The organism is Methanohalophilus levihalophilus (assembly GCF_017874375.1).
Lineage (GTDB): Archaea > Halobacteriota > Methanosarcinia > Methanosarcinales > Methanosarcinaceae > Methanohalophilus > Methanohalophilus levihalophilus.
In genome coordinates this window covers 316,460-342,478 of sequence record NZ_JAGGLK010000002.1, presented here as the reverse complement: position 1 = coordinate 342,478, position 26,019 = coordinate 316,460, and the positions used below count along the sequence as shown (strand labels likewise).

Genomic DNA, 26,019 nt, shown 5'->3' with positions numbered 1-26,019 from the left:
AGAAGAAAATCAATTCGGTCTGCATCAATATCCCCAGAGATTAGTTGTGCAAGATATGGTTTATCGAGACCTTCAGTCTGGCCTACAGCTATTTTTGAGATTGCTGCAAAAAATGCGTGTGGATCTGCCCCTATTTCCTATTTCACAAGTCTTGAAATTTCACCAATTTCGGGAAGTATGTTTTTGATTATATGGGAAGTGAATGCCTCATGCCTGCCCATTTGCGTCCCCTGCAGTTCGGGCTGGAAAGCCGGATTGCGCTGTAAAACCCCCTCAACAGCATGTGAGAAGGCGGAATGCCCAACGTCATGGAGAAGACCGGCAATTTCCACCATTACTTTTTCATCCGGAGGAAGAGCAAGCACATTTGCAAAAAGGGATGCTGTATGCATCGTACCCAGACTATGCTCAAAACGGGTATGGTTTGCCCCGGGATAGACGACATCTGCAAGCCCCAATTGCTGGATTCCCCTGAGCCTCTGGAGATGAGGAGTCTCGAGCAATCCCTGTTGCAGGGGCGTGATTACTATTGTCTTGTGAACAGGATCATGAACCACAAAGGGACTGGCCATGCGAAAGTATTAGAGTGGAAGATATATATAAAGTTGCGAAATATCTTGAATGCCTGTATTAAGACAATATATTCCTGTTTAAGTGATTACAATGAGAACCATAGAATGGAATGATGAGCGGGGGAGCATCATGATGATTGACCAGACCCTGTTACCTACAGAGTACAAGGTCATCGAATGTGACAATCTGGCCTCCCTTTGTGAAGCTATCAAATCCCTTCGTGTAAGGGGAGCACCGGCACTGGCAGCTGCAGGAGCATTCGGTATTGCACTTGCTTCTAAACTGAGCAGTGCGCAAACAATGGAAAAGCTGCTTGAAGACCTTAAGGGAGCAGGCAAGATTATCAAGTCGACCCGTCCAACTGCGATTAATCTTGAATGGGGAATGTACCGGGTTATAAAAGCCACTTCTGAGGCCTATGATCTGGACGGAATGCATGATATTGCGCTTTCCGAAGCAAAAAGAATTGCAGATGAAGATGTGGAAATCAATAAAAGACTTGGGAAATATGGTGCATCCCTTCTTAAAGACGGGGACACCGTGATGACACATTGCAATGCCGGAAAGCTTGCGTGCGTGGACTGGGGAACTGCCCTTGGAGTAATCAGATCTGCAGTGCAGGAAGGAAAGGACATCAAGGTAATTGCATGTGAAACCCGGCCCCTGAACCAGGGAGGACGATTAACCACATGGGAGCTCATGCAGGACAACATCCCGGTGACGCTGATCGCAGATTCCATGAGTGGCCATGTGATGCGCAATGAAATGGTAGACAAGGTTATTGTAGGAGCAGATCGCATTACAGAAGACGCTGTTTTTAACAAGATTGGCACATACAATCATGCAATTATTGCCCGAGAACATGAAATTCCGTTTTTTGTAGCAGCACCTATTTCAACATTTGATTTCAACGGCTGGGAAGGTAGTGTCAAAATTGAACAGAGAAATCCTGACGAGCTGAGATATTTCCGCGGACAGCAAATAGCTCCTGAAGATGTGCCGGTTTACAATCCGGCGTTTGATGCCACGCCAATGGAATACATTGACGCGGTAATTACAGAAAGAGGTATTTTCAAACCACCTTTCCTGCTGGATGAAGTCAGATCCTGAGAGTAAAATCAAGGATTATTCAGGGCAAAATCTTTAAACCATGGGAATACATGAAGGTATCAGAAACACAAAGGAGTACTTAATATGGCAAAAAAGAACCAGGGCGGCAGTGGATTGATGTCATCTGCCGGTCTTATGCGTTATTATGATGCTGATAAGAGGGCAATTCATCTCGATCCTAAAGCAATAATTGGATTCGGATTACTTTGCGGCATTGCTGTGCTTTTGCTCAGCGCCAATTTTGGAACATGGCCTTGATAAATAAGGTCAGTTTCCACGATCTTTTTTAATTGTTTTGGCGATATTTCTTGCAATTGTATTTTTGGAAGCAGTTTTATCGACCATTACCCTTCCACTTTTTTCCCACCATGAACGAGGGTATGCTTTATCATCCTCTACACGGGGGTTTAAACCAAGGGACTGTGCAGCTTTGCTAATCTCATCCAGTTTGGGGTCCTGAACAGAACTCTTGCGGGAAATAATGCGACCCTCATGGCGGGTTCTTGCACGATCAATGCTTGCAGGCCATATTACAAGCTTTCCTTCATCTCGCATCATCATGTTTTACGAGTTAGGTTTCATACGATATTAAACTTTGGCGATGTTGTATGAAAAGGCTAAAAAGGTATAGAACACATCAGTACCAGAGAAGGGAGATATGAAAATGGGTCTTTTCGGAACAAATGGAGTACGTGGTCCGGCTAACGAAAAAATTACACCACAACTTGCAATGGATATTGCCAGAAGTCTGGGCAAATACATGGGAGGAGAGGGAACTGTTGCCATAGGCAAGGATACCCGCATATCCGGTGAAATGCTAAAATCCGCAGCTATTGCCGGAGCACTTTCAGCAGGACTGGAAGTAATAGACATCGGAACCGCCCCTACACCTTCAGTCCAATATTATGTCCGGGATAACGCCGATGCCGGTATTGTAATAACCGCATCCCACAACCCCCGGGAAGACAACGGAGTTAAGCTCATTGCAGGTGATGGAACTGAATTCTCCCGTGAAGGTGAAGCGGAAGTTGAAAAGATTTATTTTGCGAAGAACTTTGTCCCGGCTGAATGGCAAAAAACCGGAGACCTCAGGGAAGATTTTTCTGCAAATGACTATTACATCAGAGGAATAATAAAAGCGGTAGATTCCGAAAGCATCAAACAAAAGAAATTCAGGGTTGCAGTTGACACAGGATGTGGGGCCGGTTCCCTCACATTACCTCTTTTACTGAGACGCCTTGGATGTGAAGTAATAACAATCAACGCACAACCAGATGGCACGTTCCCCTGGAGGAACCCCGAACCAACACCCGATGTGCTTGGCGAGCTTACGGACATCGTCAGGAATTATGAGGCCAATATGGGTGTCGCACAGGACGGTGATGCAGACCGGGCAGTTTTCATTGACGAAAATGGAACATTTATTGACGAGGAGATCCTGCTTGCAATGGTGGGAAAACACATTCTTGAAAACAAGAAAGGCCCCATTGTGACACCTGTAAGTTCTTCCAAACGATTGCTTGATATCGCCGAGGAAAATGGCGTAGAACTTGTCTGGACAGCCGTGGGCTCCATAAATGTTGCCCGGAAAATGATGGAAATTGATGCCGTTTATGGCGGAGAGGGAAATGGCGGACTGATTTTCCCTGAACACCAATACTGTCGTGACGGAGCAATGGTATGTGCCAAGCTTCTTGAAATAATGGCATCAGGAATCAAGCTCTCAGAAATGGCAGCGGATGTTCCTAAATACAGTAACTCCAAGACGAAGGTTCGTTGCAAGGATCTTGCAGGAACAATGGAATCTGTGAAAAAAGAGATCCTGAAAACAGAAAACAACGTCGACACAACTGATGGCCTGAAAGTCTGGCGTGAAGATGGTTGGGTACTCATACGCCCTTCGGGAACCGAGCCCATTATCAGGATTTTTGCAGAAGCAGAAAAAGATGAACGTGCCCTCCAGCTTATGAAAGAAGGGGAAGAACTGGTCAACCGGTTCAACAAGTAATCTCAAACCCTTCCGCAGGATTCACCACATACTATGCCGGTGGCGATTATGTGAGCCACCCGCAATGGTTCCGGAATATTGCTATGGGTGGCAGTTAATTTCACTATTTCAATTGCTTTCTCCATATCAATTCCTGCACACTGAATAAATACGGGATTTTCAGACTCTTTTGAAACTACTTCCTGTATTTCACCCGCCTTCAGGATTAAATTCATTCGTTCTTCCGGAAACGGCAAATGTGATGCAGCAGCTCCCATGCGTTCAAGATCCGGCAAAGACCTCATCAGCACAATTACCCCAGAATCGGTTTTTTGGCTTAATTCAACTATGTCCACAGGATTAAAGCCACCGTAAGTAACACCGTCAAGCATGATTACCCGAATTTGATCATGGTGTTTACTATCCATTATTAGCTGGATCAGGGAATCAGTAGCATCCATACCATCACGAGTTATATATCCGGACACAACTCCATCAAGCCACTCGCCACCCCTGAAAAATGCACCTACAACAAGAACCCGGTCACCGATAAGTGCAGAGTCGTCTATACCAAGGACACGAATTTGTGGCTTCACGTGAAAAGAAGAGGAAAAGGAGGAACACCTCCCTCAGCCAAACATAAAGAAAGGTTGTTCATCCCTGGATTCACCTACTTTTGTAATTTTGTCAAGTGCATCAAGGAAATCTTTCATAGTCACAGAGCTTCGATCTTCACGAACTGCAAGCATTCCGGCTTCCATTGCTATTGCCCGGAGATCTGCACCGCTTGACCCTTCGGAAAGGGAAGCGAGTTTATCGAAATCAACATCCTTTGAAACAGAAATACCCTTTGTGTGTATGCGCAGGATTGTTTTCCTCGAAAGTTCATTCGGAAGGGGAACCTCAACTGCCCTGTCAAACCTGCCGGGCCTGATGATTGCTGGATCAAGGACATCCGGCCGATTGGTGGCACCGATTATACGGATTTCGCCACGGTTACTAAAGCCATCCATTTCAGCAAGTAGTTGCATAAGGGTTCGCTGGACTTCGCGATCAGCCCCGTTAGTATCATTTAGTCTTGTTGCGGCAATCGCATCCAGCTCATCAATGAATATTATACTTGGAGCTTTACGTCTTGCCATTTCAAAGACTTCTTTTACGAGTTTGGAACCTTCACCAATGTATTTCTGGACAAGTTCAGATCCAACTACCCTTATAAACGTAGCATCAGTCTTATGGGCTACAGCTTTTGCAAGAAGGGTCTTTCCCGTACCCGGTGGACCATAAAGCAAAACACCTTTAGGAGGAGAAATGCCTATTTTTTCAAAAGATTCAGGCCTTGTGAGTGGCAATTCCACACATTCTACAAGTTCCTGTATCTGAGGTTCAAGACCGCCAATATCGTCATAGCTGACATCCTGGGCATCCTGTACTTCAAGTGCCATTACGTCGGGCTCATCAGAGGAAGGAAGTACATCAACAATAGCCAGTGTTTGCTGGTTCAATGCAACCCTGACACCCGGAACGAGCTGGTTATTCTCAATAAACTGGGAAACACCAACCATGAAGTGAGGACCGGTACTACTCCTAATCAGCACCTTATTGTCATCAACAATATCCAGTACATTGGCAACTATGAGAGGTACAGTTTTCAGGCGATCAATTTCAGATTTAAGCTTTCGAACTTCACGTTCATATTTGAGTTTCTGGTTTTCAACGTATCGTTTTTCGGATTCTATCTGGTCGCACTGCTCTCTAAGCTGCGTATTCCGGGATTCGAGTTGTTTCATCCTGTCAAGCAAATACTTGGAAAATTCGGCATCCTGCCCCATTTCCTGAACATCATATGGATCCGACAGATGCTTAAACCCATAATTCCCCCGCTCTGCCGTCTCTTCCTTACTGTCGCTCATGTCGCTCCGAATAATATTTAAGCCCATAGGTATATAGCACTTTCGAGAAGAGGCGTAGCACGCCGGCATCAGGGAGGATCATATTATGCAATGTGAAATCTGCGGCACAGACATCAGGGGCAAGCCTTTCAAAGTTACCGTTGAAGGAAGTGAACTAAACGTATGTGGGCGTTGTTCACAACATGGAACTGCCATCAAGGCAAGAACACCGGTATCAAGAAAAAATGCTCCCGTGGCAGCCAAACCCCAGAGAACTTCCCGACCAAGGCCAAAAAGAGACCCTTTTGCAGAATTAAGTGACGAACTTGTGGATGGTTATGAGCACATCATAAAGGAAGCAAGGGAAAAACGTGGCTGGACACATGAAGTGCTTGCAGCAAAAATAAAGGAAAAGGCATCTCTCATAAAGAAAATTGAGAGAGGGGAAATTGTTCCGGAAGATTCCGTCCGAAAGAAACTGGAGCAAACTCTTAGCATAACACTTATGGAGAGAGTTAGTGGAGACGACTGGCAGGCAGATGGGTTCCAGCGTAATACAACTCTCGGAGACATCGTTACTATCAAAAAGAAATAAAGCAGGTAATTCAATGCACCTCAATAACAAGAAAATAGGGATAATAGGTACAGGAAAAATGGGAGGTAGCCTGCTTAAAGGAATCCTGAAAGCAGGAATTGCCAATTCCGAAGACGTCTATGCAAGTGATGTTTACGAACCGGGCCTAAACTCCCTTCGTGACGAACTGGGAATCAACGTTTCCACAGACAATTTTGAAACCGTATCCAATTGTGAAATCCTGATTATTGCAGTTAAACCCCAGATTATCAAAACTGTCTTGAGGGATATTAATCCGCAGCTTGAAAACAAACTCGTGATATCTATTGCTGCCGGCATAACAACAGAAGCAATTGAAGCAGAGCTAGACGAAGGACGACATGTCATCAGGGTAATGCCAAACATTGCAGCGACTGTAGGGGAAGCTGCATCTGCAATCAGTACCGGAAGGAATGCATCTGTGGAAGATGCCGAAATTGCAATGGAGATCTTTAACAGTGTGGGAGTTGCCACTCTTGTCCCGGAGCATTTGATGAATGCAGTCACCGGACTTTCCGGCAGCGGTCCTGCATATATTTTCCCGGTAATTGAAGCCCTTGCAGACGGTGCAGTTTATGAGGGGCTTGACAGGGAAAATGCACTCAAACTGGCAGCTCAGACAGTGTTAGGTGCTGCAAAACTGGTTCTAGAGACAGGAATGCACCCCGGAGAACTCAAAGACATGGTTACATCCCCGGCCGGAACAACGATTCGTGCTATGCATACTCTTGAACAGAATGGCATTCGATCTGCCTTCATGGATGCAGTAATTAAATCATCCGAACGGTCTAAGGAACTTGGAAAATAAACTACATTTTACTTTTTTTTGCAAAACTTGATATAGTGAAAAAGAGTATAGGTCATTGTATATATTAAAAACAGGGGTGGAATTCTGAAATCTTTTGCTGTTGTCAGGGGAGAAGATAGGACAAAAGTTAAAATTGCGTTGCATGATCTGGAACATTACGGGAGCATGCGGTTCAGTTCAAACCCGAGACGCATCGAGCCAACATACGCAGACAACCTGCTTGTAAGAGTGGTAGGGGTACCACTACGTGCACCATGCAAAGTTGCTGCTCTTGTAGGACTGGAAAACAATGCTGGTGCAGCTATTAGCAAATTAAGGAAAATTCATCCACCTGCACATATCGTCATTGTTAGCCCAAGACATGCGCCTTACAATGAATTAATGGATTGTGTGGAAATTTATCCAGAATTTGAAATGGAGCCTGAACTGGAAATTTCAGCTTGAGTCTAAAAAATCTCTTCTACTTCAAAAACGAAACCTAAAATTAAAAGAAAAATATGGGGCCGGGACCGAGAATCGAACTCGGATCGTAGCCTCCACAGGGCTACAGGATAACCGCTACCCTACCCCGGCACAATGTATGGCGCCTCCTGCTGGAAGCACCTTATAGATACATTGCTGTGATATAAAGATATCCCTTGTTTATTTTAGTTTGGAAATCGCCAGCTCTGCTGCTTTTTCACCGGACAGCAGCATACCACCAAATACAGGCCCCATTCGGGGGGAGCCCGCAAAAGCATTTGCAGCCATACCTGTGACAATAAGCCCAGGATAAACTTCTTTTGTGTTTTCCACAACAAGGCGTTCCCCACTTTCAGCACAGAGAGGTTTTTCACCAACAACTTTCTGCCCATTAAATGCAGTCGGGATTTTACGCTGCACAGTATCACATACCGCTGCCTCATGCCCGGTACCATCAATAACGACTTTTGCCTTTATAGTTAAAGGATCAACATGGAATCCCCCGATAGAAACAGGAGTCCAGTTAATAACAAGACCACAGACACTGTCATCATCCCTGATCATAACGTCCTCGGCACTCACAAGATTGAAAAATTCAGCCCCTGCGGATGTTGCACCACTGATCAGTTTCCCTACTGATTCGACTGAATTTGCAACATAATATCCTTCTTGGTATTCACGGTAAGAAATCCCGAAATCATCCAAAATGTGTTTGGCTTCTTCCTGAATAACAATTCTGGGGAACATCATTCCGCCTCCCCACATTCCACCGCCTACAGACAGTTTTTTCTCAAAAAGAGCGGTTTTTATGCCTTTTTCAGCAAGATGCTTGGCAGCTACGAGGTTAGCCGGGCCTCCGCCTACCAAAGCAACATCGACTTCAGAATACTCAAGAAATGCCTGAGTAAATTCTTCAACAATAGCTTTTGTAATTATAACTTCATCAAGTCCCATTATTTCACCCTGAATGGATTAGAATACATGCTGATAGGGTATACGCCATTAAAAGTATTTGGGAACAGGCAAATCAGGCTTTGGGAATGGTCGCCCAGAAAACACTTCCCTTGCCTTCGGGATTATCAGTTACCCCTACTTCACCGCCATGAAGATCGACTATACGCTTGACAATTGCGAGACCGACCCCCATACCTTTCACATTCACCTTATTAACCCGACTAAATCTCTCGAAAACCCGGATCTTATCTTCACTTTCGATTCCCTCGCCCCTGTCAGTTACCGTGAACTTCCAGAAATCACCTGCATCCTTGATATCAATGGATACCTGTTCTCCTTCGGGGCTGTACTTGATGGCATTAGAGATATAATTTAGGAAGACTTCACCCACAATAGGGTTTGCAATTGCAAGACAACGCTGAGGTGCAATATTTACTACATTCACACCTTTTTCTTCAATCTCTTCGCCCATACTATCCAGAACATCACGAAGAATGTCAGATAGATTTACCGGACACAAGTCAACCTTTTCAAGAGACTCGACCTTGGCGAACTTGGAAGCCTGGTTAATCAGGTCAATCATCTTTTCATTATTCTTTAGCAGGGTCTCGATAACATGTTTTTGTTTGTCGTCTTTTGGATCTTTTAAAAGGACGGAAGCAAAGCCTTTCACAAGACCAGCTGAATTCAAAAGATCATGTCTCATAATATCAATGAAAAGATCTTTCAGGTCGTTTGAGTGCTGAAGTTCTGACATATACATTCGAAGAGCTGCCTCAGCTTTCTTCTTTTCAGTAATATCTTCACCTGAAGAGAGAATACCGTAGATTTGGCCATTATCATCAATCAAAGAGCTATTTTGCCAGCTTATGATACGTTCGGAACCGTCCTTGCATGCAATCGGGTTCTCATAATATTCATCAAGATGCATTTCCCCGGACATTATCTTGCGGAAAACATCACGTAAATCCCCGGATACCCCCTCCGGAAGGAAATACTCAAACCAGTTCCGTCCAATAACCTCTTCTTCCTCATAGCCAAGAGTTTCTAAGCCTTTCTTATTAATGAGCACTACGTCCCCATTTTCGTCAAGTACAACTATGAGAACACCTGCAATTTCGAGATAGTTTTGACATTGCTTTTTTTCGGCGATTAGACAATCACTAAGCTTCTTTGTGCGAAGAAGTGTACGAATCCTTGTTTCAAGCTCTATTTGTTCAACGGGTTTACTCAGGAACTCGTCTGCACCAGCAGCAAGCGCTTCCTGACGATCCTTGTCCTCAAAAAGAGCGGTAATCATGATAATTGGTATATGCCGTGTTTCCTCGTTGTTCTTGAGGATACTGCAAACCTCATAGCCACTAAGCCCCGGCATCATAATATCAAGCAAAATAAGATCGACGCCTTCACCTGCAAGTCGCAGTCCTTCTTCTCCATCATATGCTTTAATAACTTCATAATCAGGAGTCAAATACGCTTCAATTAGATCAACATTGTAGATTTCATCGTCCACAATCAGAATTCGGGGAAGTTTAGCTTCACTCATGGGGAACACAGGACCTTGATTGAGACTTAGTTTACCGACATTACTTGTTGCTTACATAACCTGCCACTGTTTTCCTGAATTCGTGTATATCAATTGGTTTTGAGATGTAACCATTGCATCCGGCATTGATGAACTTGCCCTCATCTCCACGCATGGAATGGGCAGTCAGTGCAACTACCGGAACATCTTTGGTTTCTTCGGAGTTTTTGAGACGAGAGAGAACTTCAAGACCATCCATTTTTGGAAGCTGCATGTCCAGCAAAATAAGATCAACCTTTTTGTCCTTAATAAGGCTCAATGCCATTGGGCCATCTTCGGCCTGCTCAACATCATAGCCATCTGCTTCAAGGAGATCCACAGTGAGTTCCATATTCATAGGGTTGTCTTCAACAACCAGTATAGTTACCATTCTCGTGTACCTCTTATTTCTATTATACCTAACTTATTAGTTGCGTCTTATTAAATTAACCTTTGCAAAATATAGGAATCCTGATGGAAGAATTCCAACATTTTTTCGCCGTTAAGGTCATATATGGAAAGTATGTTTAATTGCTCTGCATCTTTCTATAATTATAGTTCAAGAAGAGCAAAGTATTATTATCTTCAACAACCCACTTTTTAACAAAACAAAGCGGTAACCACAAATGATTCGATCGGCTCAGCGCTTAAATCCCCAGAAAAAAAGAGAAACGCAATCCGAAACCGAAGGCGTTTCTGCAGAACTTGTAGTAATCAAACCCGCCGGGTATCCAATGTGTGGAATTATAGATGATTTTCCACAGGTAGAAAACCCGGAAGTTTTTGAATGCTATGCGAGACAACAATGGAACGGATATATTGCAAGAGCTGGAGACTATCTTTTCGATCATCGCATGTATCCTGATTTTGCATATAGGATAATTGATGCCCAGCCACCTGAATCAATCATTGGCCAGTTTACATCATTCATTGTAAATGAGGAACTACCCGAACCTCAAAAAATCGAGTACAATACGGATGTAACCTTTGAAGATGTTATAGGACAGAAACTGGCAAGACAAAAATGCAAGCTTATTGAGAAATATCTCGAAAAACCAGGGATATTTGGAAAATGGGCACCGAGGAACGTACTCTTTTTTGGACCATCGGGAACAGGGAAAACCATGCTTTCTAAGGCATTGGCAAACCATTCTAAAGTCCCCATAATACCGATTAAGGCAACCCAGCTTATCGGCGAGTTTGTAGGAGAAGGGTCCAGGCAGATTCACCAGCTTTATGAAAAGGCAGCAGATCTTGCTCCATGCATTATATTCATCGACGAGCTTGATGCAGTGGCACTTGATCGCAGGCATCAGGAATTAAGAGGAGATGTGGCAGAAGTCGTTAATGCCCTCCTTACGGAAATGGACGGAATCGATGAACGAAAAGGTGTTTGTACTATTTGTGCTACAAATCGCCCCGAAGTTCTTGATGTTGCTGTCAGAAGCCGGTTTGAAGAGGAAATTGAATTCATCCTTCCGGAAAAGGAAGAAAGGGTAGCAATTATTACTAAAAACCTGGCTACGTTCCCATTGCCTGCAAACCCGGATATCGGAGCATTGGCCACGAAAACCCAGGGTTTTTCTGGAAGGGATCTTGTTGAGAAAGTGCTCAAAAATGCTCTGCACAGAGCAATAATGGATGATCTGGAAGAAGTACCAGAGAGCTTCTTCGAAGAAGCCATTTCAAAAGTTCTGCCAAAGCAGGAAAAAGACAGCCGAATGTATGTTTAATCAAAAATGGAGATTGGAATAATGGAAATTGATCCATCAGACCGTTTTGAATGCAAAGTCATTGAAATCATCGATAATCTCAAATGGAAAGGTGTTATGGTGCAGGAAAGCGTAACCAATGGCATCGTTTATTTTGCAAGGGTGGCTCCGGAGAATAATCTGGAACTTGGTGATACCCTATACCTTAAAGTTCAGGAACTTGCCCACGAACTGGATGAAATGGGAGCTGAAATTCAGCTTATGGACGAAAATGATAACAAAATTGACTGGACTTACATTTCAAGAGGGGTACAGCCACAGCAGAATATGAATACTTATTGATTAACCGTAAATCCACTCAATTTCATATTCGTAGCTTTTCTCACCGTTGCCGCAATGGAAGTGGGATTTTCTTGCTTCCAGAAGCACATCAAAACAGCGTGTATCAAATACATTGATGGGACCGGGATAACTCTCCCTTACTTTGTCCATATCGAAAACATCCCTGACATTAATAACTCCGGAATTTGTTGAGTAACTGAAGCTCGGGGGAAGGACTTCCGGTTCTATCCTGTAAACGGGTTCCGTGGAAAGCTCATACCATTCCCTGTTTACTATCAAATTCCACCTGTTTTCAGAATTTTCCTGAAGATAGAGAGCTTCAATAGCAAGATCGACATTGATCCCAATTTTCTTGACCTGAGGCAGAATGCGTGGAACCAATTCTTTTTTCCGGTTGCTCTCATAAGGGAATGTTTCAGGATATCTGAAAGCAAGGGACATATTCATTTTTTCTGCAATAATCCGGCTCAGATCCTCCTTGACAATGGAGGGGTCTGCAAAATTAAGGGAAATCGCTTGATCAATCCTGTTTAGCGGACTTTCCCCATTATCCCTGGCAAGTTTCACTGCTGTGTTACAAACCTTCGGGGTAAGCCTATCAATGCCATTGCTCAACTGTTGATTGCGATCTTTTAGTGACGCCACTTTTTCGATAAGCGTATTAAATTCATTGATATGATAAGGATCTACTACATGTTCTCTTCGGGGCAATTCCGAATCCATGATACCACGCACCGAAGATAATTAGGTGATAGATGTTTAAATATATTCTGGAGAATCAATATTTATCTACAAAAGGTAGTTCCAGCTCGAAAAAATCTGAAGCTATTTCTACATTTTCAAACACTGATTTCGCTTCTTCAAGGAGAATAGAAGGATCATCGCCATACCTTGAACTTATGTGCGTCAGGATCAGCCGGGATACGTGTGCTTCCAATGCAACCTCTGATGCCTCCTTTGCTGTTGAATGCAGAGACTCTTTTGCCCATTCCAGTTTCTCTTCTGCAAGAGTCCCGTCATGGATAAGCAGATCAGCGTTGCGGCTTAACTCAACGACTTCTTCGCAGGGACGGGTATCCCCACTGTAGACTATTTTTCTTCCGGGGCGCGACTTACCCACAACATCTTCAGGTTGGATAATCCTTCCTTCAACTTCCACGGGTTCACCATTGTGCAATTTTGAAAACATGGGACCTATAGGAACACCCAACTCCACTGCTTTTTCCTTGTTGAACCGCCCCGGCCGGGGTTTTTCTACAAAAGCATATGCAAGAGAGGGGACACTGTGCTCACTTTTTGCAGTTACTATGCAGTAATCATCTTTTTCCACAATTTCTCCAGGAATCAATGCATGAGCACGGACTTCAAATTTTAATTTACAATATCCAAGAGCCATCACAAGACGCGTGAAATCCTCCACCCACATCGGACCATAAATATCAAGTGGCTCTTCTCTCCCGTGGAAAGAAAGCGTCTGCAAAAGTCCCGGGATCCCGAGGACATGATCCGCATGGAAATGCGTGATGAAAATTGAGGAAATAGCCATCATTCCGGTTTTTGCCCGCATCATTTGCTGCTGGGCACCTTCCCCGCAATCAAAAAGCAGCAGCTCACCATTCCGATTTAGCATTATTGAAGACGGGTTTCGGGTCGTAGTGGGGATTGCGCCACCGGTTCCGAGAAAGGTTACACGAAGCATGCTTTGAGAATATGTATGAAACTTATTTATTGATTATCCATCCCTAAGGGCACTGGTTATTCGAAAGGTTCTTATACAATCCTATATGTAAAGAAGTCCCCATATAAACTAGATTATATCACAATTATCACTAAGAGGATTAAATAATGCAGTATCAGGGAAAATCAAGAAGGACCGCAACCGGTGGAAAGAGAACAAGCTTCCGTGGAAAACTTAAATGCCACATCGGAAGGGAAGCTGCAGATCCACACGTTGCAGATACCAAGAGAAAGAGCATCAAGACACGCGGAGGAAACCGCAAAGTCAAACTTCTCCAGTGTAACACAGTAAACGTTACAGACCCTGCAACCGGCAAAACAACAGTTGCATCTATTGAAAATGTCATCGAGAATAAGGCTAGCGTCAACTACGTAAGGCGTAACATTCTCAGCAAGGGTTCTGTAATCCAGACAAGTGTAGGTAATGCAAAAATCACCAGCCGCCCTGGACAGGATGGTGTGGTTAACGCAGTCCTCACCGAGTAAATAATCAAGCTGTAAGGTCGCACAGGACATGGACAGCAAGACCCGGGATATTCTGGAAATACTGGAAAAAGATGCAAGGGCGACACCGGAAGAAATTTCAGCCCTTGTAGATATGCCTGCAGAAGAAGTGCAGTCTGCGATTCAACACCTTGAAAAGGTTGGAATCATCCGCAGGTATAAGACAGTAATTGACTGGGAACTTGCCGGGGAAGACTATGTCTATGCGATTATTGAGCTAAAAGTCAGTCTCGAGCGCAGGCAGGGTTATGATGCCATTGCCGAGAGACTGTACAAATTTCCCGAAGTTCGTTCGGTAAGACTTCTGTCCGGCGAACATGATATTTCCCTCACAATTCGTGGAAACACCATGAAACAGGTAGCTTTCTTTGTAGCTGAGAAGATTGCTACCCTCGAGCAGGTACAGAGTACCTCCACTCATTTTGTTCTTAAGACATACAAGGAAGATGGCCTCATCCTCGAAGAACCGGAACATGTAAAAAGACTGCCGGTTTCTCCATAACGTGAGGAGGATACGTTATGGAAAGTATGGAAAACTGCCGCTTTGTTGCAGAAAAAGTCAAAAAGGTACCACCTTCCGGTATTCGCCGCTTTTTTGACATGGTTTCCGGGGATGGCGATGTTATTTCGCTTGGAGTAGGAGAACCGGATTATGTTTCGCCCTGGCATATCAGGGAAGCCTGTATACACTCCCTTGAACACGGAGAGACCTCTTATACTTCCAATTCCGGACTCCTGGAACTACGTGAAGAGATTTCACGCAATTATACCCGGAGACAGGATGTTTACTACAATCCTGAATCCGAAATCCTGATTACAAGCGGAGTCAGTGAGGCTCTTGACCTTGCAATTCGTTCTGTTGTTGATATCGGTGATGAGGTACTGGTCACCGAACCAACGTATGTTGCCTATATACCCTCAATCGTCCTTGCTGGAGGCAAAGCAGTACCCATTCCCACAAGGAGAGATGATGAGTTCAGGGTAAAAGCAGAAGAGATTGAAAAACGAATTACTGATCGTACCAAAGCGATTATTCTCAATTATCCAAACAATCCCACCGGCGCCACCATGCCCCGGGAGGAACTCGAAGCCATCGCAGAAGTTGCTGAAAAACACGACCTTGTGGTAATCACGGATGAAGTCTATGAAAGACTCACTTACTCAGGAAAACATTGCTGTATTGCATCCTTTGATGGAATGAGAGAGAGAACGATTGTTCTCAACGGGTTCTCTAAGGCTTACTCCATGACAGGTTTCCGGCTTGGCTATATCCTCGCGCCAAAGCCCCTTCTGGATGCAATGATGAGGATTCACCAGTACACAATGTTGTGCGCCCCGGTAACCGCACAGGTAGGAGCTATCGAAGCTCTCCAAAACGGTGAAACCGAAGTACAGGCAATGGTCAACGAGTACAACCGTCGTCGCAGGCTCATTGTCAAAGGTTTCAACAATATCGGACTTGACTGTTTTAACCCGGGCGGCGCATTCTATGCATTCCCATCCATTGTCACAACAGGCCTGACATCAGAGCAGTTTGCCGAGCGACTGCTTGAGGAACAAAAAGTCGTGGCAATTCCCGGAGATGTTTTCGGGCAGGCAGGAGAAGGCCACCTGAGATGCGCTTACGCTGCTTCACGGGAAGACATCAAGGAAGCCCTTGAAAGAATTGGGGCTTTTGTTAATAGCTTGTAAAAATCAGTTCTTCACAAATTCCTTGTCCATATCCTGAACAAGAGTGCTAACCTTCTGATACCACTTGTCAATGTTTTCCTGAACCATTTTCTTGACTTCGGACGGGTGGACAGCCACATACTCATAGTAGTAGCCACCGGCTTCAATGGTTTTTGTTTCACGGAAAACAAGCCCGCAGGAAATCAGGTTTTGGAGAGAACGATAAGCAGTGCTCCTCTCTCTGGCTAAATGCTGCCCCAGAACTTCAGCAGTCATTGAACCGTTTGCCAGCAGAGTCTTGTAAGCCTGAAGATCAAGAGCTTTTAACCCCAGAATACATTTTGTGACGTCCTCACACTCACAATTAGCCCTGAGCATTTCTGAAATTGAAGCATTCATGGAAATTCTCCGTTTTGTCAGAATCGTTATTAAAATTATGCTGTAGTGCACAGTTTCCGCAAAACCATAGTAATCTATTCGTTAATTATATATATAATTTGCCAGAACCTCGCAGCAGATGCCAACAATAATTCCGGAAGATGAGCGCTCAAACGAACCCATGGATACAGAGAGGGTGATCTACCATCCGGACATGATTAAAGCAAATGAATGGGTGCTTTCCGAATATGAAGCACCGAACAGGAAAGTAGCGGTTTTTGTCCCATGCGCCAAAAGAAAACCCTACCATACAAGCCCATCCCACAAAATGTATGACAGAATAATTTTTGGCATCCTCAAACCTGAAGATGTTCACGTTGTTGTGTTCGGAACCTGCGGGATAACACCGCGTGAAATCGACACTGAGTATCCTTTTACTGCCTACAAATTCATACTCGGGAAATGCAATGTTGCCAGTATCAAAAGGGATTTCATAAAAATGGAAAGTGAAAGACTCGTAAGGTATCTGGAAAAAACAAGGGATAATTACGAACACCGGATAGCCTATTGTGTGGGAGATTTCAGGACAGCAATGGAAAAGGCTGTTGAAATGGTTGACATCGACGTAACCATAGTTCCAAAACCTGAAACCCTTGAGAAAAACATCCGCCCCAACAAGCGTTTTATCTATGGAAGCCTGAGCCAGCTGGATTACCTTCAGGATTTCTCTGATGCCATAACCAATGCATTGGATCTGCCAAAAAGGGAAGTCGGGTTTAACCCTGAACTCTCAGAAAATGATAATGACTGGTATCTTCTTTGAGATCAGAGGATTGGAACAATAATTTCGTCCCATGCTTTCTTCAGGCTTTCTTCCGAACCGCCGTCATCCATTAATATCTCGAGCATTTGCTGGGATAATTCCGGTTTGTGTATAATAGTGCAACCTTCACAACTCCAGACTTCGCTACCTGTAGTGCTTTCAATCCATTTACCCCCGGTTTTTGTGTTCTCACAGGGATAGAACGGACAGAAGCAGAATGTACAATCCTGCCCGTGGAAATGACATGGATAATAATCGCAGGTGTTTCTTGCAGCTTTTTTCCCGGATACAGCGGACTGGATATTCTCCCGGAGTTGTTCGGCACCATAATCTATACCGGATTCGGTTAACACTTCCCCTATCGCATAAACCAGTCTGTCGGTTTCCTCAGGTGGCCTCACTGCTATACGGATATAATCTTTTTCCATCGTGGGGAATGAACTGCAATCGCGTATGAGAACACCGTGTGAAGCTAACCTTGTACTCAATTCTGTGGAATCCATGAGAAGGTTGGAAATGTTCACAAGCACATAATTCACTTCACTGGGAAGTGGAATAAAACCGTAAATATCCGAAAGCCGGTCTGCAAGATAGGTGCGGGCCATATCCACAAATGCCCTTGAACGCATGAGATAAGGACTTTTAAGGCCTCCCTCCATCCTCAGAAGAGCACAACTCATTTCTTCTGCCACAGCTCCCATATTCCAGGACAATCGTGCAGCGTTGAGTAAATCCGCCATTTCCTTTGAAGCAACCCCGAAACCCATGCGAATGCCGGGAATTGCAAAACACTTGGTAAGGGAACGCATCACAAAAAGATAATTTGATTTTGGCACTTCCCCTACAACCGTTTGTGAAATATCAGACAGCTCAATAAAGGCTTCATCGACGTATAGAAGAGTTTCATTTGCCTCGCATCTGGAAGCAAGCTCAAGTATCTTTTCAGAAGGAATCAGTTTCCCGGTGGGATTGTTAGGATTACAGACGAAGATAATCTTAGCTTCGGCAAGCATTTCATCGGGAATGTTAAGAATATCATCAACTGGATAAGAGAGCACTTTTGCCCCGGTAATACTGCATTGCTGCCCATATTCCGCAAACGTGGGCTGTGGAATAATAACAGAATCTTCCGGTCCAAGAATGCATTCTGCAACCAATCTTATGATTTCAGTTGACCCATTTCCAGGGATAATGCAATCCTTTGTGACACCATTGCCTACAAATTCTGCAGCAGCTTCCCTGAATTCAATGTAGCGGTTATCAGGGTACTGCCCTATTCTTTCAAATGCTGCTGCGAGAATGGAATCAAGATCCATACCATACTCAGCGTGATCAAAGGGAGTACCTAAAGGATTGAGACTCGCGCTCATGTCCAGGATTTCATCTTCAGGAATTGAGTATAACTGGGAAGCGTGGCGTATGAGTCCACCGTGTGACGGAGGGGTAAGAGCAAGTATATTTTCTTTAAGAGGGAGCATAAGCAAATCCTTATTCGTTTTATTGGCCCTTGTTTTAAACCAGAGTTGATCGTTGTTAAAGTAACTTTTAGTTGATCTCCTTATGATTAATATAGATTATGTATTTTGATCTAATCGATCTGACAATTCAAAACCCATAATGTTAAATAGGTCTTTCAAGATAGACCACAGGTCAAGTGGAGACCTGATCAGGTAGATCAAATGGACTCTAGATCCATTCAGCCGGGTTAGATTCCCGGGGTTTCCGCCAGAAAATTGAGACGGTCTGAAAATGACACAGAAATAGACACCCGGAAACTTGTAGCTGGAAAACTTGCCACCTATAGCCGGAGCAATCAATTATGGAAAGAAAAACCCTGGATGCACTGATAAAAGACAATGGAGTGTGGCTATCACGCAATGGCCTACTGCATGGTGTCAGGGATTTCAAAGTGTCTACGAAGTTCATTCATATCACAACTGATTGTGGAAAAGCATTTACCGTCCGGAATTCACGCAGGAGCCGCGGTGCAAGAATGCTCCGCTACAATAAGTATCGTAAGGCTTGCAAGCACTGCAAACCTTCTGACGAACTTATCACTCGTTTTGTCAAAAAGGAATTTAACAAAAAGAGCGAAGCTCGTGTCATTTCTTCAACTCCTGCACCAAAGAAGAAACCAAAACCTGCTTCAACAGTCGTCAAGTCTGTTGTTAATACAAATGCAGAACCTTCTGTGAGTGCACCCGCTCCGGAAAAGAAACCCGAAGAGCAAAAAGGTGTTTCTTACACAGATTCACAAAAAGAGAGGATTAAAGCCCTTCTGACTCCAGCAGATGATATGTCATTCCCCGAAGGACTTCCTGAATTTAAGGAACTTGAATCCATGCTTGTGAAAAAGCGAAGGGAAGAACTCAGGAAAATGTATGAAGAAAACAGGGAACATGGCCTTGCCCGGCTTGAGCGCAAAATTAGCATGTTCTTTGTAGAACGTGGATTTGCGGAAGTCAGGACATCCATACTCATCCCGCAGGAGTATATTGAAAGGATGGGAATTACGGAAGAAGACCCCCTCTCGAAACAGATTTTCCGTGTCGATAACAAAACCTGCCTGCGCCCAATGCTGGCACCCGGATTATACAACTACCTGCGCAAATTCGATAAAGTACTGCCCGATCCAATACGGATATTTGAAATTGGCACATGCTACCGCAAAGAATCCGATGGTAGCGCACACCTGGAAGAATTTACGATGCTAAACTTTTGCCAGATGGGATCTGGATGTAATCGTGAGAACCTTATTAAAATCATTGATGAATTACTTGATTTCCTCGGAATCGAATATGAAATCGAAGGAGACAGTTGCATGGTTTATGGCGATACCATTGACATCATGCATGGTGACCTTGAACTTTCATCTGCTGTTGTGGGCCCAATCGATCAGGACATTGACTGGGGCGTAAACAAGCCCTGGATGGGAGCAGGATTCGGACTGGAACGGTTGCTTAAAGTCAAGCACAAGTACAGCAACATCAAACGTGGAAGCAGGTCTGAGACATACTATAATGGAATTAACCTGAACCTGAGGTAATAAAATGTTAAAGGATATGAGCCGGGAAGAACTTGACAACTTTGCAGAATCCATCATAAACGGGCAAAAGCTGTCAGATGACAACCTGCGCAACCTCCTTAATATTGAAGATGATGAAAACCTCGAGAAACTCTATTCCGTTGCAAGAGCAATAAGGGATCATAATTTTGGGAACAAGGTTTTCCTGTACAGTTTTGTCTATTTTTCCACTTACTGCAAAAACAATTGCGCATTCTGCTACTATAATTGCAAAAACGATATTGATAGATATCGCCTCACGCCAGATGAAATAGAAAAGGTGTGCGAAGCACTCAAGGATGATCCTATCCACATGGTTGACCTTACCATGGGAGAAGACCCTTACTACCACAACCATCCTGAAAGGCTCGTTGAAGCCGTCAGAAGGGTAAAAGAAATAGTCGGCCTTCCGATAATGGTTTCCCCGGGAGTTGTTGAGAATGATGTGCTTGAAGAATTGAGGGAGAATGGCGCGGATTTCCTTGCCCTGTATCAGGAAACCTATGACCCTGAACTTTACGCTAAACTCAGGGTTGGTCAATCCTATAAAAAACGTATTGATTGCCGAAATCATGCCCGGAAAACCGGAATGTGTATTGAGGACGGCATCCTGACAGAAGTTGAACCTGACAACGAATCCACATTCAAATCCCTAAGAGGTTTGGAGAACACTAATCCGGACATGGTCAGGGTAATGACTTTTGTACCGCAGGAAGGGACACCCCTTGAGGAAAAAGTTCCGGGCTCGAGCAAATCCGAACTGAAGATTATAGCCATTTTAAGACTTATGTTCCCGGACCGTCTGATTCCCGCATCGCTTGATCTGGAAGGAATCGATGGAATGGTTCACCGCCTCAATGCCGGAGCAAACGTTGTTACTTCTATCATACCCTCAGGATCATCCCTTGAGGGTGTTGTTAACTACGACAGGGATTTGGCCGAGAGAGACAGGGACGCCCACAGCGTTGTTAAAAGACTTGAATCCATGGGAATGGAGCCTGCGAAACAGGAAGATTTCAACATGATACTGATGAGTCGGTAGAATGAATACAATATGCCTGATAGGGGGCAAGTTGCAAGGCTTCGAAGTAGCCTATCTTGCTCACAAAGCCGGGATGGAAGTTGTCCTGGTGGACAAAAATCCCAGAGCATTGATACGTAACGTCGTAGACCAGACATTCTGTTTTGATATAACAAAGCAACCTGAGAAACTCGTTGACCTTTCCCGGGAATTTTCTGCAATTATTCCCACGAACGAGAACCTCGATAGCATCCTTTTCCTGAAAAAAATTGCTTCAGAACTTCACTGCCCCTTGCTTTTTGATTTTGATGCATATCACGTCAGCATGGACAAAAAACGATCAAAGGAATATTTCTCATCCATAGATGTACCAACACCCTTTGACAAACCTTCGAAACCCCCATATTTTGTAAAACCTCCTTGCATGAGTAGCAGCATTGGAGCAAGGATCGTTGAAACCGAAGAAGAGCTGGCAGAGATTGATCCAGACATGCTAGTTGAGGAATATGTAACCGGCCCGGTAATTTCCCTTGAAGTCGTGGGAAACGGGCAGGATTATGCAGTCGGCCAGCAGACACAGGTACACATTGATGATGTATATGACTGCCACAAAGTAACCCCGATGGAGACTGATGGGAATTTCAGGGAAATCAGCTACCAGCTTGCCAAAAACCTGAACCTGAAAGGCATAATGGATGTGGAAGCAATCGCTTCACAATCAGGCATCAGGGTAATTGAAATTGATGCGAGATTCCCCAGCCAGACACCAACAGTTGTCTACCACAGCAGTGGCATTAACCTGCTTACCTGGCTGATGGACGCATTCTGCAAAGAAGTCCCTGACGTTAAACCTCAAACTCTCAAACATTGCGTTTACGAACATCTGATGATTGACGACGGTAACCTGACACCCACAGGGGAACATTTGTTTTCGGAAGGTGAGGACTACTTCCGCCTTTTTGAGGATGAAGAAATTGAGATCTTCAAGTCAACCGGCAAATACACTATTTACACTTTGATTTGCACAGGCGAGTCTCCAGACAAAGTCGAAAATAATCACAACAAAGCTATTGAGATCATCAGGAAAGACATGGAAAAGTAAAGGAGGAAAAGACATGGCATTACTTACACCGGAGGATCTTGAAGATCTTCTGGATAAACTCAACCACAACAATGATATCATCAGGAAGGATACTGGCATGGATATTGCGGAAATCTGCCATGCTATTTACGGAACAAATCCCGGGAATGAGAGAGTTGGAATCATACCAATTACAGCTGGAAACGGGATTATTAGCACTTTTTCAGCATCATTGCTGGCTATTACTGAATACTTTGGAATGGATGGATTCATCACCGAACATGCGGACATTACCGGATACCATGAAGCAATCAAGGGAAATGCCGACATAATTCTCATGGCTGATGATCATATTTTCATTGCCCACAACCTTCGCAACGGGAAGATTGCCACAAACCACGTTTGCACAGGAGTGGTTTATGCGGAAATTGCCTCGCAATACCTCCACGCAGACTCAAAAGAAATACTTGTAATCGGCATGGGAAGGGTTGGATATGCAGGAGCCGAGCATCTGGTAAACAAGGGATTCACAGTCTATGCATGCGATCCGGACAGGAAAATCATGGAAAAAGCGAAGGAAGAACTTGGGGTAATACCGTACAACTGCAATGGTACGAAAAAATTCTCAATGGTTCTTGAAGCAACACCAAATCCAAATACAATTTCTGAAGGAATGGTTGCAGAAAGGTGTCTTGTATCCACCCCGGGTATTCCCTGTGGGCTTCCAGAGGATATTGGAAGCCGGGATCACGTTGATCTTGTAATGGAACCCCTGGTTATAGGGGTAGCTGCAATGCTCTATTCAGTTCTCTGATAACGGCATTGGAAGACGGTGCCGGTTATGCATTTTCAATATGAAAAGGTATATATATGCTAAATGCATAGCCAGAATACCTTTTAGAATTGAACTTATACTAAAGGAGTTTAAGGTTATGGTTGAATACACACCAAAAGAGAGATTAGCACGCGTATTTGCACGTGAAGAAGTTGACAGGATGCCTGCAATCTGTGTCACACAGACAGGTACAGTCGAGCAGATGGATGCATGTGGTGCAGCATGGCCAGAAGCACACGAAGACCCAGAACTTATGGCAAAACTTGCAGAAGCAGGTCACACAGTTGTAGGTTGGGAAGCAGTACGTGTTCCTTTCGACATCACTGCTGAAGCAGAATTCTTCGGCTGTGGCATCAAGCCAAGTACAAGAGTACAACAGCCATCCGTTATCAGCCACGTTATCAACAGCGCAGATGACCTTGAAAGCCACAAGGACTACGATGTAACAACCGGCAGGATCGGAGAAGTTCTCAAAGCAGTCAAGATCCTCGCTGACAAATATGGAGAAGAACTTCCAATCATTGGCAGTATGATCGGTCCTTTCTCCCTCGCACAGCACCTCACCGGGGACTCCTGGTTCATGAGCATCATGACCGACGAGGAATTCGGTCTGGCTGTCATGGACTTCACAACCGAATTCAGCATCAAATACGCACTTGCACAGGTCGAGAACGGCGCAGACACCTTCGTAATCATTGACCCAACCGCAAGTTACTCACTTATCGGTGCAGATTTCTACAAGAAATTTGTCGTACCTTTCCACGCAAAGCTTATTGACGCACTCCACGAGAAGGGTGTACCATCCGTACTCCACATCTGTGGTGACACAACCCCTGGTCTTTCCCTCATGGAAACCTGTGGTGTCGATGCAATCAGTGTTGACCAGAATGTCGATATGGCAGCAGCTGTAGCAAACGTTGAGAAAGCACTTATCGTTGGTAACCTCGACCCTGTAAGCATGCTCTGGAACTCCGGTGAAGAGAATGTTGCTGCAATCAGGGAAGAATCAAAGAAAGTTCTGGAAGCTGGCGTTGCTCTCCTCGGCCCAGGCTGTGGAACTGTAAGCCAGACCCCAACAGTCAACCTTCAGGCAATGATTGAAGAAACAAAGAACTGGACCTACTAAGGTCCCTTCTTTTCTTTCTTTTTTTATTCTTTTTTCCTTATTACTTATACCCCGGCAGCCAGTATGCTGAGGAGACCTAAAGCAATACAAAACGTAGAGAAATCTATTTTCGCTGCCAGTTTCAGGAACAGGCTTATTGTAATATACCCGGAAACAAAAGCACATAATAGAGCTACAAGCGCACCCTGATCCACTTCGATGCTACCAGTAGCCATGATGCCCACCATGGCAATCATTACTGCAGGAATACTCATCAGGAAGCTTAGCTCAATTGCTGTGGATGCGGAATATCCTCGAAGCAGGAGAGCAGAGATGGTAAATCCGGACCTGCTGACACCTGGAAGGGCTGCAAGTCCCTGAGCAACACCTGCAATAACGCCATCATCAAACTTTGGATCATGTCTGCCACCCAATCCATTTTTTGCTTTTCTCTGGAGTAAGCCGGTAATTATCAGGAGAATACCGATAACTCCGGTCATTATTGAACCTGAAAATGAAGACAAGCCAGATACATATAGAAGCAGTGGAGCACCGATTGCTCCTGAAATGACAGTTGCAACTGCCAGGAAGTCAATAAGCGGATCTTTCTTTTCCTTCATGAAAAGAGCTTTGAAATAGGGCGGAATTCCGGGCAGGATTCGCATAAGTTCTGTACGGAAATACACCGTAGCAGCTGCCAGCGTGCCACCATGAAGCCATATTGAAAGGGATATTGCTTCTCCGGGAGATCTGCCAAAGACATTGATGAGAACAAGAGATACCAAGCCTTCACTGCTTACAGGAAGCCATTCAGCCATTCCTTGAATGAGACCGACAACAATAGCTTCCATGAGACTTAGCATAGCATGAGATAGGCATTCCAGGTATATAAACAAAAGTAAAATTTGTTTTATCTCATAAGAGCTTAATTATAATAGTGTTTTGGAAACTTTTATATACATTAACTCTTATGAGGTAAATTTGGTGAATTGTATGAATATATGTATACCATCATCAGGAGAGGAACTTACCTCAAATGTTGATCTACGCTTTGGGAGGTGCAATTATTTTGTAATTGTAGATTCCGAGAATATGAATGCCAGAGCTTTCAGAAACCCGGCAATTTCAGCAACCGGTGGTGCCGGGATTCAGGCAGCACAGGAAATTGTGAGACAGAATGCAAACGTACTGCTTACGGGAAACATTGGACCAAACGCACATCAGGTCTTGTCAACCGCCGGGATCAATGTGTTTGAACTAGAAGGAAACACAGTTGAAGAAGCCGTGAAAATGTACAATGCAGGAGAACTCCAGGTACTTTCAGAACCAAATTCAGCAGCTCATGCCGGAATGGGACGTGGAATGGGCCAGGGTAGACAGAATCGAGGCAATGACATGCAAGGGAGGCAATAAAATGAGATTATGCATACCCTCAAGTGGACAGGAAGGACTTGAAGCTGCAGTCGGACAACATTTCGGGAAAGTACCCTACTTTACAATCGTAAACAGTGAAACCGGGGAAGTCGAAATCGTCCCGAATACCAGCGAGCATATGGGCGGGGTAGGCGTTCCTCCTGAACAACTCTCAAAACAAGGTGTGGACATCATGCTTTGTGGAGGACTTGGAAGGAAAGCAATACAGCTTTTTGAAAGCTACGGAATTGAAGTTTATGCCGGCGCAACTGGATCTGTCGCTGATACTGTTAATGCCTGGAAAGATGGTAAGCTCGAAAAGGCCAGCATGAATAATGCCTGCCAGGGACATGACCACAACTGAGTTCCA

At 44.4% G+C, this 26,019-nt stretch carries 31 protein-coding genes and 1 tRNA gene; 19 read left to right on the top strand and 13 right to left on the bottom strand.

The genetic code is table 11. The features are described from left to right. Positions 1-137 precede the first annotated feature (137 nt). Positions 138-572, bottom strand: a complete 435-nt coding sequence (locus J2755_RS11340) for an HD domain-containing protein (RefSeq protein ID WP_245312714.1) — start codon at positions 570-572, stop codon at positions 138-140. A gap of 91 nt (positions 573-663) precedes the next feature. Between J2755_RS11340 and J2755_RS05420 the strand changes: the two genes are divergently transcribed. Both J2755_RS05420 and J2755_RS05415 read left to right on the top strand, forming a co-directional pair. After that, positions 664-1,683, top strand: coding sequence for an S-methyl-5-thioribose-1-phosphate isomerase (locus tag J2755_RS05420; RefSeq protein WP_209680730.1), 1,020 nt, complete (start codon positions 664-666; stop codon positions 1,681-1,683). A gap of 84 nt (positions 1,684-1,767) precedes the next feature. Next, the gene (locus tag J2755_RS05415) at positions 1,768-1,941 is read left to right on the top strand and encodes a preprotein translocase subunit Sec61beta (RefSeq protein WP_209680728.1); all 174 of its coding nucleotides are present in this window, start codon (positions 1,768-1,770) and stop codon (positions 1,939-1,941) included. A 9-nt stretch (positions 1,942-1,950) separates the two neighbouring features. On the opposite strand, the gene J2755_RS05410 is transcribed toward J2755_RS05415, so the two are convergent. Then, positions 1,951-2,238, bottom strand: coding sequence for a signal recognition particle protein Srp19 (locus tag J2755_RS05410; protein WP_209681418.1), 288 nt, complete (start codon positions 2,236-2,238; stop codon positions 1,951-1,953). Positions 2,239-2,347: 109 nt separating this feature from the next. On the opposite strand from J2755_RS05410, the gene glmM reads away from it, so the two are divergent. Continuing rightward, a complete protein-coding gene (glmM, locus tag J2755_RS05405; protein ID WP_209680726.1) occupies positions 2,348-3,691 on the top strand; it encodes a phosphoglucosamine mutase in 1,344 nt (447 codons plus the stop codon). 2 nt (positions 3,692-3,693) lie between these two features. On the opposite strand, the gene J2755_RS05400 is transcribed toward glmM, so the two are convergent. Both J2755_RS05400 and J2755_RS05395 read right to left on the bottom strand, forming a co-directional pair. Beyond that, entirely contained in the window at positions 3,694-4,266 is a 573-nt protein-coding gene (locus tag J2755_RS05400) for an endonuclease dU (protein ID WP_209680724.1), read from the bottom strand. A 33-nt stretch (positions 4,267-4,299) separates the two neighbouring features. Beyond that, positions 4,300-5,583 (bottom strand): proteasome-activating nucleotidase, encoded by a 1,284-nt coding sequence (locus J2755_RS05395; protein ID WP_280954379.1) that lies wholly within the window; start codon positions 5,581-5,583, stop codon positions 4,300-4,302. 85 nt (positions 5,584-5,668) lie between these two features. Between J2755_RS05395 and J2755_RS05390 the strand changes: the two genes are divergently transcribed. The 3 genes from J2755_RS05390 to J2755_RS05380 are packed head-to-tail and all read left to right on the top strand — an operon-like array spanning position 5,669 to position 7,427. Next, on the top strand, positions 5,669-6,157 hold the full coding sequence (locus J2755_RS05390; protein ID WP_209680721.1) for a multiprotein bridging factor aMBF1: 489 nt from the start codon (positions 5,669-5,671) through the stop codon (positions 6,155-6,157). Between the two features lie 13 nt (positions 6,158-6,170). Beyond that, positions 6,171-6,983 (top strand): pyrroline-5-carboxylate reductase, encoded by an 813-nt coding sequence (proC, locus tag J2755_RS05385; RefSeq protein WP_209680719.1) that lies wholly within the window; start codon positions 6,171-6,173, stop codon positions 6,981-6,983. A gap of 54 nt (positions 6,984-7,037) precedes the next feature. Continuing rightward, positions 7,038-7,427, top strand: coding sequence for a DUF356 domain-containing protein (locus J2755_RS05380; protein ID WP_342591069.1), 390 nt, complete (start codon positions 7,038-7,040; stop codon positions 7,425-7,427). 54 nt (positions 7,428-7,481) lie between these two features. Here the strand turns inward: J2755_RS05380 and J2755_RS05375 are convergent. The 4 genes from J2755_RS05375 to J2755_RS05360 all read right to left on the bottom strand — a co-directional run bounded on the left by J2755_RS05375 (position 7,482) and on the right by J2755_RS05360 (position 10,354). Next, positions 7,482-7,556: transfer RNA gene (locus tag J2755_RS05375), tRNA-His, on the bottom strand. Positions 7,557-7,625: 69 nt separating this feature from the next. After that, positions 7,626-8,399, bottom strand: a complete 774-nt coding sequence (locus tag J2755_RS05370; RefSeq protein WP_209680718.1) for a sulfide-dependent adenosine diphosphate thiazole synthase — start codon at positions 8,397-8,399, stop codon at positions 7,626-7,628. A gap of 73 nt (positions 8,400-8,472) precedes the next feature. Beyond that, entirely contained in the window at positions 8,473-9,945 is a 1,473-nt protein-coding gene (locus tag J2755_RS05365) for a sensor histidine kinase (protein WP_209680715.1), read from the bottom strand. Between the two features lie 40 nt (positions 9,946-9,985). After that, positions 9,986-10,354 (bottom strand): response regulator, encoded by a 369-nt coding sequence (locus J2755_RS05360; protein WP_209680713.1) that lies wholly within the window; start codon positions 10,352-10,354, stop codon positions 9,986-9,988. Positions 10,355-10,589: 235 nt separating this feature from the next. On the opposite strand from J2755_RS05360, the gene J2755_RS05355 reads away from it, so the two are divergent. Beyond that, positions 10,590-11,696, top strand: coding sequence for an AAA family ATPase (locus tag J2755_RS05355; RefSeq protein WP_209680711.1), 1,107 nt, complete (start codon positions 10,590-10,592; stop codon positions 11,694-11,696). Between the two features lie 21 nt (positions 11,697-11,717). Continuing rightward, on the top strand, positions 11,718-12,017 hold the full coding sequence (locus J2755_RS05350) for a hypothetical protein (RefSeq protein WP_245312712.1): 300 nt from the start codon (positions 11,718-11,720) through the stop codon (positions 12,015-12,017). Here the strand turns inward: J2755_RS05350 and J2755_RS05345 are convergent, their stop codons facing one another. Further along, positions 12,018-12,740: a hypothetical protein gene (locus tag J2755_RS05345; protein WP_209680709.1), complete on the bottom strand. Its 723-nt coding sequence runs from the start codon at positions 12,738-12,740 to the stop codon at positions 12,018-12,020. It lies immediately after the preceding gene. Between the two features lie 55 nt (positions 12,741-12,795). After that, positions 12,796-13,716 carry a ribonuclease Z gene (rnz, locus tag J2755_RS05340; protein WP_209680707.1) on the bottom strand — a complete coding sequence of 307 codons (921 nt, stop codon included), beginning with the start codon at positions 13,714-13,716 and terminating at the stop codon, positions 12,796-12,798. Positions 13,717-13,862: 146 nt separating this feature from the next. Between rnz and J2755_RS05335 the strand changes: the two genes are divergently transcribed. Genes J2755_RS05335 through J2755_RS05325 form a run of 3 tightly spaced genes read left to right on the top strand, consistent with a single transcriptional unit; the run spans position 13,863 to position 15,950 of the window. Further along, positions 13,863-14,240 carry a 30S ribosomal protein S8e gene (locus tag J2755_RS05335; protein ID WP_209680705.1) on the top strand — a complete coding sequence of 126 codons (378 nt, stop codon included), beginning with the start codon at positions 13,863-13,865 and terminating at the stop codon, positions 14,238-14,240. Between the two features lie 28 nt (positions 14,241-14,268). Continuing rightward, positions 14,269-14,760: an Lrp/AsnC family transcriptional regulator gene (locus tag J2755_RS05330; RefSeq protein WP_209680703.1), complete on the top strand. Its 492-nt coding sequence runs from the start codon at positions 14,269-14,271 to the stop codon at positions 14,758-14,760. Positions 14,761-14,777: 17 nt separating this feature from the next. After that, the gene (locus J2755_RS05325; RefSeq protein WP_245312710.1) at positions 14,778-15,950 is read left to right on the top strand and encodes an aminotransferase class I/II-fold pyridoxal phosphate-dependent enzyme; all 1,173 of its coding nucleotides are present in this window, start codon (positions 14,778-14,780) and stop codon (positions 15,948-15,950) included. A gap of 3 nt (positions 15,951-15,953) precedes the next feature. On the opposite strand, the gene J2755_RS05320 is transcribed toward J2755_RS05325, so the two are convergent. Continuing rightward, positions 15,954-16,328, bottom strand: coding sequence for a helix-turn-helix domain-containing protein (locus tag J2755_RS05320; protein ID WP_209680701.1), 375 nt, complete (start codon positions 16,326-16,328; stop codon positions 15,954-15,956). Positions 16,329-16,446: 118 nt separating this feature from the next. On the opposite strand from J2755_RS05320, the gene J2755_RS05315 reads away from it, so the two are divergent. Continuing rightward, a complete protein-coding gene (locus tag J2755_RS05315) occupies positions 16,447-17,130 on the top strand; it encodes a DUF5591 domain-containing protein (protein WP_209680699.1) in 684 nt (227 codons plus the stop codon). A gap of 2 nt (positions 17,131-17,132) precedes the next feature. On the opposite strand, the gene cobD is transcribed toward J2755_RS05315, so the two are convergent. Further along, complete coding sequence (cobD, locus tag J2755_RS05310) at positions 17,133-18,608, bottom strand: threonine-phosphate decarboxylase CobD (RefSeq protein WP_209680697.1); 1,476 nt, start codon at positions 18,606-18,608, stop codon at positions 17,133-17,135. A 341-nt stretch (positions 18,609-18,949) separates the two neighbouring features. Between cobD and pylS the strand changes: the two genes are divergently transcribed. The 5 genes from pylS to mtbA all read left to right on the top strand — a co-directional run bounded on the left by pylS (position 18,950) and on the right by mtbA (position 24,257). After that, positions 18,950-20,176 (top strand): pyrrolysine--tRNA(Pyl) ligase, encoded by a 1,227-nt coding sequence (pylS, locus tag J2755_RS05305; RefSeq protein WP_209680695.1) that lies wholly within the window; start codon positions 18,950-18,952, stop codon positions 20,174-20,176. 4 nt (positions 20,177-20,180) lie between these two features. Further along, positions 20,181-21,236, top strand: a complete 1,056-nt coding sequence (gene pylB / locus J2755_RS05300) for a methylornithine synthase PylB (protein WP_209680692.1) — start codon at positions 20,181-20,183, stop codon at positions 21,234-21,236. A 1-nt stretch (position 21,237) separates the two neighbouring features. Further along, a complete protein-coding gene (gene pylC / locus J2755_RS05295; RefSeq protein ID WP_209680690.1) occupies positions 21,238-22,317 on the top strand; it encodes a 3-methylornithine--L-lysine ligase PylC in 1,080 nt (359 codons plus the stop codon). Between the two features lie 13 nt (positions 22,318-22,330). After that, the gene (pylD, locus tag J2755_RS05290; protein WP_209680688.1) at positions 22,331-23,110 is read left to right on the top strand and encodes a 3-methylornithyl-N6-L-lysine dehydrogenase PylD; all 780 of its coding nucleotides are present in this window, start codon (positions 22,331-22,333) and stop codon (positions 23,108-23,110) included. A gap of 118 nt (positions 23,111-23,228) precedes the next feature. After that, on the top strand, positions 23,229-24,257 hold the full coding sequence (gene mtbA, locus J2755_RS05285; RefSeq protein WP_209680686.1) for a methylcobamide:CoM methyltransferase MtbA: 1,029 nt from the start codon (positions 23,229-23,231) through the stop codon (positions 24,255-24,257). Between the two features lie 44 nt (positions 24,258-24,301). Here the strand turns inward: mtbA and J2755_RS05280 are convergent, their stop codons facing one another. Next, positions 24,302-25,099, bottom strand: a complete 798-nt coding sequence (locus J2755_RS05280) for an undecaprenyl-diphosphate phosphatase (RefSeq protein WP_209680684.1) — start codon at positions 25,097-25,099, stop codon at positions 24,302-24,304. A 130-nt stretch (positions 25,100-25,229) separates the two neighbouring features. On the opposite strand from J2755_RS05280, the gene J2755_RS05275 reads away from it, so the two are divergent. Continuing rightward, positions 25,230-25,649, top strand: coding sequence for a NifB/NifX family molybdenum-iron cluster-binding protein (locus J2755_RS05275; RefSeq protein WP_209680682.1), 420 nt, complete (start codon positions 25,230-25,232; stop codon positions 25,647-25,649). Between the two features lies 1 nt (position 25,650). Then, complete coding sequence (locus J2755_RS05270) at positions 25,651-26,013, top strand: NifB/NifX family molybdenum-iron cluster-binding protein (protein WP_209680680.1); 363 nt, start codon at positions 25,651-25,653, stop codon at positions 26,011-26,013. Positions 26,014-26,019: the final 6 nt, after the last annotated feature.